The organism is Allobosea sp. GW821-FHT09G06, assembly GCF_059416005.1.
Window position 1 is genome coordinate 336,208 of record NZ_JBWKOI010000004.1, and the last position, 12,066, is coordinate 348,273.

Annotated in this window: 10 protein-coding genes; 2 read left to right on the forward strand and 8 right to left on the reverse strand. The window is 66.7% G+C overall.

Annotated elements, in window-relative coordinates; translation table 11 throughout:
- Window positions 1-420, reverse strand: coding sequence for an alternative ribosome rescue aminoacyl-tRNA hydrolase ArfB (gene arfB, locus AC07NY_RS20840; RefSeq protein ID WP_492286243.1), 420 nt, complete (start codon window positions 418-420; stop codon window positions 1-3).
- A 96-nt stretch (window positions 421-516) separates the two neighbouring features.
- On the opposite strand from arfB, the gene mazG reads away from it, so the two are divergent.
- Entirely contained in the window at window positions 517-1,353 is an 837-nt protein-coding gene (mazG, locus tag AC07NY_RS20845; RefSeq protein WP_494585388.1) for a nucleoside triphosphate pyrophosphohydrolase, read from the forward strand.
- A gap of 12 nt (window positions 1,354-1,365) precedes the next feature.
- Here the strand turns inward: mazG and hflX are convergent, their stop codons facing one another.
- The 7 genes from hflX to dusB form a co-directional block, all read right to left on the reverse strand.
- Window positions 1,366-2,694: a GTPase HflX gene (gene hflX / locus AC07NY_RS20850; RefSeq protein ID WP_494585490.1), complete on the reverse strand. Its 1,329-nt coding sequence runs from the start codon at window positions 2,692-2,694 to the stop codon at window positions 1,366-1,368.
- A 73-nt stretch (window positions 2,695-2,767) separates the two neighbouring features.
- Window positions 2,768-3,016 carry an RNA chaperone Hfq gene (gene hfq, locus AC07NY_RS20855; RefSeq protein WP_038365847.1) on the reverse strand — a complete coding sequence of 83 codons (249 nt, stop codon included), beginning with the start codon at window positions 3,014-3,016 and terminating at the stop codon, window positions 2,768-2,770.
- Window positions 3,017-3,284: 268 nt separating this feature from the next.
- A complete protein-coding gene (gene ntrX, locus AC07NY_RS20860; RefSeq protein ID WP_494585389.1) occupies window positions 3,285-4,652 on the reverse strand; it encodes a nitrogen assimilation response regulator NtrX in 1,368 nt (455 codons plus the stop codon).
- A complete protein-coding gene (locus AC07NY_RS20865; RefSeq protein ID WP_494585390.1) occupies window positions 4,649-6,913 on the reverse strand; it encodes a sensor histidine kinase NtrY-like in 2,265 nt (754 codons plus the stop codon). Before AC07NY_RS20865 ends, ntrX begins: the two co-directional genes overlap by 4 nt.
- Window positions 6,914-7,062: 149 nt before the next feature.
- Window positions 7,063-8,514: a nitrogen regulation protein NR(I) gene (gene ntrC / locus AC07NY_RS20870; protein WP_494585391.1), complete on the reverse strand. Its 1,452-nt coding sequence runs from the start codon at window positions 8,512-8,514 to the stop codon at window positions 7,063-7,065.
- A gap of 16 nt (window positions 8,515-8,530) precedes the next feature.
- The gene (locus AC07NY_RS20875; RefSeq protein WP_494585491.1) at window positions 8,531-9,664 is read right to left on the reverse strand and encodes a two-component system sensor histidine kinase NtrB; all 1,134 of its coding nucleotides are present in this window, start codon (window positions 9,662-9,664) and stop codon (window positions 8,531-8,533) included.
- Window positions 9,665-9,691: 27 nt separating this feature from the next.
- Window positions 9,692-10,681 (reverse strand): tRNA dihydrouridine synthase DusB, encoded by a 990-nt coding sequence (dusB, locus tag AC07NY_RS20880; RefSeq protein ID WP_494585392.1) that lies wholly within the window; start codon window positions 10,679-10,681, stop codon window positions 9,692-9,694.
- A gap of 177 nt (window positions 10,682-10,858) precedes the next feature.
- Between dusB and AC07NY_RS20885 the strand changes: the two genes are divergently transcribed.
- Window positions 10,859-12,064, forward strand: coding sequence for a bifunctional 2-C-methyl-D-erythritol 4-phosphate cytidylyltransferase/2-C-methyl-D-erythritol 2,4-cyclodiphosphate synthase (locus tag AC07NY_RS20885; protein ID WP_494585393.1), 1,206 nt, complete (start codon window positions 10,859-10,861; stop codon window positions 12,062-12,064).
- Window positions 12,065-12,066: the final 2 nt, after the last annotated feature.

Here is a 12,066-nt window from a genome sequence, read left to right on the forward strand (position 1 = left end):
TCAGTCAGAAGCCGGCCTCTGCCGGCCGGCCTTGACGCCGGAGCGCTTCTCCTTGGACGCGAGCCGGCGCTCCTTCGAGGCCTTGGTTGGCTTCGTCGCCCGCCTTACCTGCGGGCGCACGGCGGCAGCCCGGATCAGTTCCAGCAGGCGTTCCACTGCCTCCTCGCGATTGCGCTTCTGGCTGCGATGCGTCTGCGCGACGATGACGATGATGCCCTCCTGCGTCAGCTTGCTGCCGGCGAGTTTCATCAGCCGGATCGCGACATCGTTCGGCAGCGACGGCGAGCGGCGCACGTCGAAGCGGATTTGCACCGCGCTCGAGACCTTGTTGACGTGCTGGCCGCCCGGACCGGAGGCGCGCACGAAACTCTCCTCGATTTCGCTCTCGTCGATCGCGATGGACGGGGTGGCTTGAATCATGGGAGGAGGATTATCAAAGTTTTGCGCATTGCCTCAGCGAAAACCGGTTTCCCCTTTCGCGCAATGCTCCGCCTGACATCACGGAGACATGCAGCGTTGAAGCCCTCTCGCGACATTGACGGCCTGATCGCGATCATGGCCGCGCTGCGCACGCCGGAAACCGGCTGCCCCTGGGACCTGGAGCAGGATTTCGCCTCGGTCGCGCCCTACACCGTCGAGGAGGCCTATGAGGTCGCGGATGCCATCGCCCGCGGCGACAAGCTCGACCTCAAGGACGAACTCGGCGATCTGCTCCTGCAGGTCGCGTTTCACGCCCGCATGGCCGAGGAAGAAGGCTCCTTCGCCTTTCCCGACGTGGTCGAGGCGATCACCACCAAGCTGATCCGCCGGCATCCGCATGTCTTCGGTGATGCACGTAATCTCTCGCCATCCGAGGTGAAGGTGCTCTGGCACCGGATCAAGGCTGAGGAGAAGGCCGCCAAGGCGGCGGCGCGTGAAGCGGCCGGGCTGCCGCCGCAGACGGAGGAGCGCGGCGTGCTCGCCGGCGTGCCGCATACCTTGCCCGCCCTCACCCGCGCCTGGAAATTGCAGGCCCGCGCCTCGACCGTCGGCTTCGACTGGAACGATGCGCGCCTCGTGCTCGACAAGATCCGGGAAGAGACGCAGGAGATCGACGAGGCCTTGGCCGGCGGCGACAAGGCCGCGATCCATGAGGAGATCGGCGACCTGCTCTTCGTCGTCGCCAATCTCGCCCGCCACGCCGATGCCGATCCGGAAGGCTGCCTTGCCGCCGCCAACGCCAAGTTCGAGCGCCGTTTCAAGGGCATCGAGGAAGCGCTGGAGGCCGAAGGCCGAACTGTGAAAGAGGCCAGCCTCGACGAGATGGAAGCGCTCTGGCAGGCGGTGAAGCAGCGGGAGAAGGCCGCCGGCTAGCAGCGGCAGGGCTTACCGCTGCCGCTCAGCATCGGGAAAGCGCGCCGTGAACGCCCCTTCCCGCTCCAGCGGCAGGCGCACGACGAGCTTCAGCCCGCCATCCTCGCCATCCTCGCGCTGGAGGATTTCGCCATTGGCATGCAGCCAGGCGAGCGACTTGCCGTCTCCCGGCGCAAGCTCCAGCGTATAGACTGGGCGGCTATGCGCGATGCGGGTTTCGATCGAACGCGTCAGGCGCTCGATGCCTTCCCCGGTCAGCGCCGAGACCAGCACCGGGCGCGAGCCATCGGGCCTCAGTGTCGCGATGCCGAGCTGGCGCTCGCGTTCGGCGGGGTCAAGCAGGTCGGCCTTGTTCCAGACCTCGATGACGCGCTGGCCATCGTCGGGATTGATGCCGAGATCGCGCAGGATCGCCTGCACGTCGGCGGCCTGCGCTTGCGTATCCTCATGCGCGACGTCGCGGACATGCAGCAGGACATCGGCTTCGATCGCATCCTCCAGCGTGGCGCGGAAGGCGGCGACGAGCTGCGTCGGCAGGTCGGAAATGAAGCCGACCGTGTCAGAGAGCATGATCCGGGCGCCATGCGGCAGCTTGATCGCGCGCGCCGTCGGGTCGAGCGTGGCGAAGAGCATGTCCTGCGCTAGCACCTCGGCCGAGGTCAGCCGGTTGAACAGCGTCGACTTGCCGGCATTGGTGTAGCCGACCAGCGCAACGATCGGATAAGGCACGCGTTTCCGGCTGGCGCGATGCAGCGAGCGCGTACGCTTCACGCTCTCCAGATCACGCTCGATCTTCGTCATCCGCTCCTGGATGATGCGCCGGTCGGCCTCGATCTGGGTCTCGCCGGGGCCACCGAGGAAGCCGAAGCCGCCGCGCTGGCGTTCAAGATGGGTCCAGGATCGCACCAATCGGCTCTTCTGGTAATTGAGATGCGCAAGCTCGACCTGGAGCGCGCCTTCCTTGGTGCGGGCGCGCCGCCCGAAGATTTCGAGGATCAGGCCGGTGCGGTCGATGACCTTGCAGCCGAAAGCCTTTTCGAGATTGCGCTGCTGGACCGGCGATAGCGCGCAGTCCATCACGACGAGCCCGATTTCCTCGATCTTGATGCGCTCGGCCAGCTCCTCGACCTTGCCCTTACCGAGATAGGTCGCAGGGCGCAAGGCGGTCAGCAGCACCTGCACCGGCTCGACGACGGTCAGGTCGATCGCGGCCGCGAGCCCGACAGCCTCGTCCAGCCGCGCCGCGAAGGAGCGCTGGTTGGCATCGACCGCGATGCCACGCTTCTGCAGGTAGGGTCCCACGACGAAGGCGCGCGTATTCGCCGCGATGTCGCGTTCGATCTCGTCGAGCGGCTTCGCGCCTGTGACGCGCGTGGCCGCTCGATCCTTGTCGTCCTTGTGGCTTGTCGCCAAATCAGTTCTTGTCCGTTTCCTCGGGCTCGAACAATTGCACCGGATGGCCGGGCATGATGGTCGAGATCGCGTGCTTGTAGACGAGCTGCGAATGGCCGTCACGGCGCAGCAGCACGCAGAAGTTGTCGAACCAGGTGACGACGCCCTGCAGCTTCACGCCGTTGACGAGGAAGATCGTCAGCGGGATCTTCTGCTTGCGCACATGGTTGAGGAAAGTGTCCTGGAGATTCTGTGCCCGCTCGGCGGCCATGGGTAGTCCCTGTTGTTGGGATCGCCGATCGGATTAAAATCCAGCGATCCAATTCGTTCCGTTTCAGGCCGGCGGCGCATTCCACCAGCGTCGGAACACCGATGCTCCATTAGATCGTCGTCTTCATCCGCAACGCAAGTGCAGCATTGCCGACTTTAGACGCATGCCGCCTGCGTAGCGTGCAAATGGGCATGCGTGGCGCGCTTGACGGCTTGCAATCACCTCGCCTTGGACGTTTCCGTCAGGGGCGAGGTGCTCGGTTCCATGGCTAGCCGACGCCGAGCGACTTCAGCTTCCGGTGCAGCGCCGAGCGTTCCATGCCGATGAACTCGGCCGTGCGCGAGATGTTGCCGGAGAAGCGCGCGATCTGCGCGATCAGGTATTCGCGCTCGAAGATTTCGCGCGCGTCGCGCAGCGGCAGGCTCATCAGGCGCTCGCCGCCGGAGCCCGACGGCGTCGTCGGCACCATGGCGCCGACCTCGGCCGGCAGCATCTCGATCGTCACCTCGGCCGTCGGATCGCCCTTGGTCAGGATCATCAGGCGTTCGACATTGTTGCGCAGCTCGCGGATGTTGCCGGGCCATTCATGCGACTGCAGCACGGCCATGGCGTCGCTGCCGATCTGGCGCTTCGGCAGGCCGCTGGCGACCGAAATCTGATCCATGAAGAACTCGATCAGCTCGGGCACGTCCTCGCGCCGCTCCGACAGCGGCGGCACCTTGATCGGCACGACGCTGAGGCGGTGATAGAGGTCCTCGCGGAAATGCCCGTCGGCGATGAGTTGGGCCAGGTCACGGCTCGACGAGGAGATGACGCGGACATCGACATGGACGCGGGTCGCGCCGCCGACGCGCTGGAAGTTCTGGTCGACCAGCACGCGCAGGATGCGATTCTGCGTCTCGCGCGGCATGTCGCCGATCTCGTCGATATAGAGCGAGCCGCCATGGGCCTCCTCAAGCGCGCCGATCCGGCGCCCGCGCCCGTCGCCGCCCTCGATGCCGAACAGCTCCTCCTCCATCGTCTCGGGCGTGATCGTCGCCGCGTTGATGACGACGAAAGGTCCGCTCGACCGGGTCGAGGCGCTGTGCAGCGTACGCGCCGCGAGCTCCTTGCCGCAGCCGGGCTCGCCGGTGATCAGAACGCGCGCATTGGTCGGCGCGACGCGCTCGATCGTCTGGCGCAGCTGGTTGACGACCGTGGTGCGGCCGACGATGCGGTCTGCCTGCACCGAGCGGGTCTTGAGCTCGCGAACCTCGCGGCGCAGGCGCGAGGCTTCCAGCGCTCGCTCGGCGACCAGCACCAGCCGGTCGGCCTTGAACGGCTTCTCGATGAAGTCGTAGGCGCCGCTCTTGATCGCCGAGACCGCCGTCTCGATGTTGCCGTGGCCGGAGATCATCACCACCGCGAGATCGGGATGGTTCTCCTTGATCAGCTCCAGGACCTGCAGGCCGTCGAGCCGGCTGCCTTGCAGCCAGATGTCGAGGAAGACGAGGTTCGGGCGGCGCGATGCGATCGCGGCCAGCGCCTCGTCGGCGGAGCCCGCCTTGCGGGTCCGGTAACCCTCGTCCTCCAGCAGGCCGGCGACCAGATCGCGGATATCGACTTCGTCGTCCACTACCAGGATGTCAGCGCTCATAGGCGTATCCCATTCCTTGAATCATCCGTGTTGCGCGTGCCGTTGTCCGGCTGGGCGGTCGCATCGCCGCCCTCAGTGTCCTGCGCCGGGCCTGTCTCGGGGAACCAGAGGCGGATGCGCGCACCCCTTGCACCGCTGGCGGCATCCGGGCGGTCGAGCAATTCGATGCCGCCGCCATGGTCCTCCAGGATCTTGCCGACGATGGCGAGGCCTAAGCCCGTGCCGCCTTCGCGCGTCGTCATATAGGGCTCGAGCAGCTTCTGCCGCTGGTCCGCGGGCAGGCCCTTGCCGTTGTCGATGATGTCGATGACGATCCGGCCGTCGTCCAGGCGTGCCATCTGGACATCGATCCGGCCTTGCCCGCGCTCCTCCGCCGGCACGGCCTCGATCGCTTCGGTCGCGTTCTTGATGACGTTGGTCAGCGCCTGCGAGATCAGGCGCCGATCGAAGCGCGCCGGCACGGCTTCGGCCGGCAAGACCTCGGCGATCGTCGTCTGGGGGTTGCCGACCCGCCAGAGGAAGATGATCTGCCGGACCGTCTCGACGATATCCTCGCGGGCGAGCGACGGCTTCGGCATGCGGGCGAAGGAGGAGAACTCGTCGACCATGCGGCGGATATCCTCGACCTGCCGCACGATCGTGTCGGTGCACTGGTCGAAGACGTCCTTGCCCTCGGTGATGACGCGGCCGAAGCGGCGCTTGATGCGCTCGGCCGAGAGCTGGATCGGCGTCAGCGGGTTCTTGATCTCATGCGCGATACGGCGGGCGACGTCGGCCCAGGCGGCCGTGCGCTGGGCCGAGACGAGATCGGTGATGTCGTCGAGCGTCACCACGAGCCCGGCCCCGATCCCCTCGCCTTCCCTGACGGCGCGGATATTGACCATCCGGTCCTGGCCGGCGCGCGTGAAGGCGACCTGGCCCGAGCTCTGGCGCTGCCGGTTCTGCAGGGCTTCCGCGACGAAGCCGGCCACTTCCGGCGCAGCTTCGGCAATGGGTTTGCCGAGCAGCCGCCCGCCGGTGCCGAGCAAGCTTTCGGCCGAGCGGTTGATCGTGGTGATATGGCCGTCGCTGTCGAGGCTGAGCACGCCGGAGGAGACGCCGGACAGGACCGTCTCGGTGAAGCGCCGGCGCCGGTCGATGACTTCGCTGGCCGTGACCAGGCTGTCGCGCTGGCGGCGCAGCTCCGCCGTCATCTTGTTGAAGGTCTCGCCAAGATGGGCAAGGTCGCCCTCCGCTCGCCGGATCGGCACCTGGACGTAGAAGTTTCCGCTCGAGACCTGGTCCGTCGCGTCGATCATCCGGCGGATCGGCGCGACGAGGCCGTTGGCGAAGCTCAAGCCCAGCCAAATCGCGGAGAGCAGCAGGATCAGCGCGATCAGGCCGTACATCGATGCGAAGGCGATCTGCACGCCCTTTCGGCGGGCATCGATCGAGAGATATTCGACGGCCGCGCCACGCGCCACCGAGGGGAACTCGACCGCGAGCGGGTCGACCTCGCGCGCGACATGCAGGAAGCTGTTGTCATAGGCCGGCAGCTTCATCACGGCGCCGAATACCGTGCCCGTCCGCGGGATGACGCAGATCGGCTCTGGGGCGGAGCGCGCGTCGTCGAAGGCGGCCTGATCCGGCATGGGCGGGTCGCGCAGCACGTTGATATTGGCGCGCACCACGATCTTGTCCGGCGGCTGCATGATCGCGGCGACGGGGACGCCGAGCGCGGTCGCGCGCGTTGTCAGGAAGTTCTCGAACCATTTGCGATCGACGTCGAAGGCGGGCTTGGCCCGGCTCAGGTCGTCGGCAAGCACGCGGATCTCGCGTCCGAGAGAGCGGCACTGGCTGGCGGCATAGGCATCGGCGACCTCGACCGACTTGAACACCGCATCGCGCATCCGGTCCGAGAACCACGGCTCCAGCCCACGCTCGATCGTGACGGTCGCGATGATGGCGACGAGCACCGCCGGCAGAGCGGCGATGATACTGAACAGGCCGACGATACGGACATGAAGCCCTGCCGCCGCCGCCCCTGCCTTGCGGGCGCGGATCAGGACCGCTGCCTCGACGGCGACGATGACCACGAGCAGCAGGATCAGGAGCGCGTTGAGCACGAAGACGCCGACCACGACCTCGTGGACCGGCACGATCGGCGTCGCACCGGACAGCACGAGGAAGGTGAGCAATGCCGAGATCAGTGCCAGCGCGACGACGATCCCGCCGACCCAGCCCGAGACGCGGCGGGACTTCTCCTCGCCGCGCGGCATCATTCTGGCTTCGTTGACAGAAGCGGACACGTTTCCCGACAACTCCGATATGGCAGGGACCGCGAACCGATCATGCCTGCAGGGCGCCACTGATGCGCCGCCGCAACGGTGTTGTCAAAATATGACATTCACAAGGCGGTGAAGCCACCCCTCTAGCGGGGCGAGCGCACCACCTGCATGTCGAGCTCGCGAATCTTCTTGCGCAAGGTGTTGCGGTTGAGGCCGAGCAGCTCCGCCGCGCGGATCTGGTTGCCACGCGTGGCGGCCAATGCCGCGGCGATCAAAGGCGGCTCGATCTCGCGCAGGATACGGTGGTAGAGGCCCGGCGGCGGGATATTGTCGCCGAATCCGCCGAAATACTGGCCGAGATGGCGCTCGACGGAGCCCGACAGGGTCTCGGCGCGCTCCGGCGTTGCGGTGCTGCTGATAAAGCCTGCCCCCACCGCTGCCGGCTGCAGCTCGGCCTCGATGATCGGCGCGGTGATCGTCTCCTGCGGGTAGAGCGCAGCCAGACGCCGGACGAGATTCTCCAGCTCGCGGACGTTACCCGGCCAGCGATACTGCCGCATCACGTCCATCGCTTCCGAATCGACCTGCTTGCGTGGCAGCCCCTCCTTCTCGACCAGCGTGAAGAAGTGGCGGACGAGGTCGGGAATGTCCTCGATGCGCTCGCGCAGGGGTGGCAGGCGGATCGGCACGACGTTCAGGCGGAAGAACAGGTCCTCGCGGAACAGGCCCTGCGCGATCGAGATGCGCAGGTCCTTGTTGGTGGCGGCGACGATACGGACATTGGTCTTGATTGGGGTGCGCCCGCCGACCGTGGTGTATTCGCCCTGCTGGAGGACGCGCAGGAGGCGCGTCTGCGCCTCCATCGGCATGTCGCCGATCTCGTCGAGGAAGAGCGTGCCGCCTTCCGCCTGCTCGAAGCGGCCGGACGAGCGGGTGAGTGCCCCGGTGAAGGCGCCCTTCTCATGGCCGAACAGCTCCGACTCGATCAGGTCCTTCGGGATCGCCGCCATGTTGATCGCGACGAAGGGGCCGTTCTTGCGCTTGCCGTAGTCGTGCAGCGCGCGGGCGACCAGCTCCTTGCCGGTGCCGGATTCGCCGTTGATCATCACGGTCAGGTCGATCGGCATCAGGCGGGCGAGCGCGCGATAGACGTCCTGCATCGCCGGAGAGCGGCCGATCAGCGGAATGTCCTCGGGCTCGGCCGCATGACCGCGGACCGCCTCGCCGCGCGGGCGCGACATGGCGCGGCCGACGATGGCGACGAGCTCCTTCAGGTCGAAGGGCTTCGGCAGATATTCGTAGGCGCCGCGCTCGGAGGCCTTGATCGCCGTCATGAAGGTGTTCTGCGCGCTCATCACGATGATCGGCAGCTCGGGCCGCACGCGCTTGATGCGCGGCAGCAGGTCGAAGGCGTTGCCATCCGGCATCACCACGTCGGTGATGATCAGATCGCCCAGTCCCTGGGCAGCCCAGGTCCAGAGCGTGGCAGCCTGGCCCGTGGTCCTGACCTCATAACCCGCACGGGCGAGCGCCTGGTTGAGGACGGTGCGGATCGCGGCGTCGTCGTCGGCGACGAGGATGTGACCGGTCGGCATGTGTTGCTTGAGGCCTTTACGTTGCCTGCCCCGACCTGAGCTGGTGCAGGGGCAGGAGGATCCTGAAATGCGTCCGGCGCGGAACGGACTCGCATTCGACGATTCCGCCGTGATCGCCGATCACCTTGGCGACAAGTGCAAGTCCAAGGCCACTTCCCTGGGCCTTGGTCGTGACGAAGGGATCGAACAGGTGCTGCACCAGATCTGGAGGCACGCCGGGCCCGTTGTCGCGCACGGCGATTTCAAGCGGCAGCGCGATGCGTTCCGAGGAACCGGGCACCTGCAGGCGTATGCCCGGGCGATAGGCGGTCGTCAGGGTGATCTCGCCGTCGATAGCGCCCTCGCCGATCGCCTCGGCAGCATTCTTGACGAGGTTCAGCAGCACCTGGACGAGCTGGTCGCGATTGCCGGCGACCGGCGGAAGCGAGGGATCGTAGGTCTCGGTGAAGCGGATATGCCGGGCGAAGCCGGACTGGGCGAGGCGCTTCACATGGTCGAGCACGTCATGGACATTGACCGCGTCGCGCTCGCTCGGCCGCTCGTCGCCGAACAATTCGACGCGCTCGACCAGTTTCACGATCCGGTCGGTCTCGTCGCAGATCAGTTGCGTCAGCATCCGATCCTCGTCGCCAATCGAGCCTTCGAGCAGCTGCGCCGCACCGCGGATGCCGGAAAGCGGATTCTTGATCTCATGGGCCAGCATCGCGCCGAGCGCGGTGATCGAGCGGGCTGCCCCGCGATGCGTCAATTGCCTGTCCATTTTTTCGGCAATTGTCCGTTCTTGCAGCATCAGCACGACTGCATCGCCCTGACTGGGCAAGGGAGAGGCAAAGACATCGACGATGTGATCGGTTCCGAGGCGGGGCGTGCCGAGATCGAGGCGGTATTCGCTGACGCTGGCGCCACGGCGCTGCACCTCCTCGATCAGCCCAAGCACCGGCGAGCCGAAGGCGATGAGATCGTCGATGCGCTGGCGCTTCAGCAGGGCGGCACTTGACTGGAAGAAATCTTCGGCTGCCGTATTGGCGTAGAGCACCGCATGGCTCTCGCCGATTACCAGCACCGGCATGGGCAGCACATTCAGCGCCTGAACCTCGATCGGATCGAGCAGGTAGGTGCTGCGGCTTCCAAGGCCCTTGTCGGCAAACATCGCCGTCATCGGCTCATCCTCTCCGCGTCAGGCCGCTGCGCGGCTGCGGTCGGTCGAAAACAGTCCCGAGAGGGCCGCCAGGACCTTCCGGGGTTCGTCAGATGTCAGCAGGCTGCGGCGCAGGTCCGCATCGGGCTCGCAGCCATCGGTCACGGCGTCATCCGCATAGGCCGCCAGATGCTTGCGGGCGTGACGAACACCATGCGCGACGCCGATCAGGGCCAGCAGGCCCTCGTAATGCTCGCAGGCCAGCGCGAGCTTCTCGGCCAAAGTCAGCGGCCGGAATTCACGCCCGTCGAGCGCTGCGCCGATCTCGCCGACCAGCCAGGGCCGGCCAAGCGCGGCACGACCGACCATGACGAAATCGGCGCCTGATTGCTCAAGGCAGGCTCGCGCATCCGCGACATCGTGGATGTCGCCATTGGCCACCAGGGGGAAGTCGCCGGCGGCACGCACCGCTGCGATTGCCCGCCAGTCCGCTGTGCCCTTGTAGAACTGCTGGCGCGTGCGGCCATGGACCGTGATCATCCGCGCACCCGCATCGACGGCCCGTCGCGCGAGCTCCGGCGCATTACGGGAGGCATCGTCCCAGCCGAGGCGCATCTTGACCGTCACCGGCACAGTCGTGGCAGCAACGGCCGCCTCGACCAGCGCGATCGCATGGTCGAGATCGCGCATCAAGGCGGAACCGGCCCAACCGCCCGTTACCTTCTTGGCCGGGCAGCCCATGTTGATGTCGACGATATCGGCGCCATTGGCTTCGGCCAGCCGGGCTGCCTCCCCCATCCAGTACGGGTCGCAGCCGGCGAGCTGGACGACATGCGGCGAGACGCCCTCGCCCTCGGCGCGAATGCGCGCTTCTTCGCTCCCGCGCACGAACTCGTCGGACGCGACCATCTCCGACACCACGATGCCGGCATGGCTGCGGGCCGCCAAGCGACGCATGACGATGTCTGTCACGCCCGACATCGGCGCCAGGAAGGCGCGGGACGCGATCGGGATACCTGCGATGTCCAAAGCTTCAGCCTGCTTTTAAGGCATTTCTCTGCATGCATATTTATTGGACAATGCTGCATGAGCGCAAGCGCCCATAAGTTGATGTTGCAATGCAACATCGTCGCACCCCCTGCCCCAGCGCTACAGAATTGGCTATGGCATGCGCCCATGACCCGCTTGCAGCCAGGACCCAGCGCCGTGCTCCCTCATTCCGATGCGTCCCTGCCCGTTGCCGCCCTGCTCGTAGCGGCCGGCCGTGGCCTGCGCGCCGGCGAAGGTGAGCCGAAGCAGTACCGGCTGGTCGAGGGCCGCCCTGTGCTCGCCCACGCGCTGATGCCTTTCCTGGCGGAGCGGGCGATCGAGCGCATCGCCATCGTGATCGGCGAAGGCGACGAGGTGCGTTATGCCAATGCCATGGCCGGGATCGACAGCGCCCGGCTCGTGGCTCCGACATTGGGCGGCGCGACACGGCAGGCCTCGGTGCGGCGCGGATTGCTGGCGCTCGCCCGCGAGGGCTTCGACGGCATCGTGCTGGTCCATGACGCCGCCCGTCCCTTCGTCTCCCGCGCACAGATCAGTGCCGCGATCCACCGGCTCGGCGCCGGCGCGATCGCCGCCATCCCTGCCCTGCCGGTAACCGATACCGTGAAACGCACCAGCGCCGATGGCCATGTCGCCGAAACGCCGCCGCGCGACCAGCTGGTCACGGTCCAGACGCCGCAGGCCTTCCGCTTCAAGCCATTGCTGGAAGCCCATGAAGCCGCTGAAGCTGCCTTGCTGCACGGCTTCACCGACGATGCCGCCCTGATGGAATGGGCCGGTCATCCGGTCGCGACCTTCCAGGGCGACCCAGCCAATGTGAAGCTGACCCATGCGGCGGATTTCCTGCGGGCCGCAGCCCATCCGGGCAAGGCGCTCGTCACCCGGGTCGGCACCGGCTATGACGTCCATGCCTTCGGGCCGGGCGACCATGTCTGGCTCGGCGGCGTTCGGATCGGTCATGACCAGGGCGTCATCGCCCATTCCGATGGCGATGTCGCACTCCATGCCCTGACCGACGCCTTGCTCGGCGCGCTCGCCGACGGCGATATCGGCACGCATTTCCCGCCGAGCGATCCGCAATGGCGCGGCGCGGCGTCAGCCCAGTTCCTCGCCTTCGCGGCGGCCCGCGTTCGAGAGCGCGGTGGGCGGATCGATTTCCTCGACCTCACAATCGTCTGCGAAGCGCCGAAGGTCGGCCCGCATCGCGAAGCCATCCGCGCCGAGATCGCGGCGATCGCCGGCATTCCCTCAAGCAAGGTCGCGATCAAGGCGACGACTTCGGAGCGGATGGGCTTTACCGGGCGGCGCGAGGGTCTCGTCGCATTTGGGACGGCAACGATCCGCCTGCCCGAGGAGGACTAGCC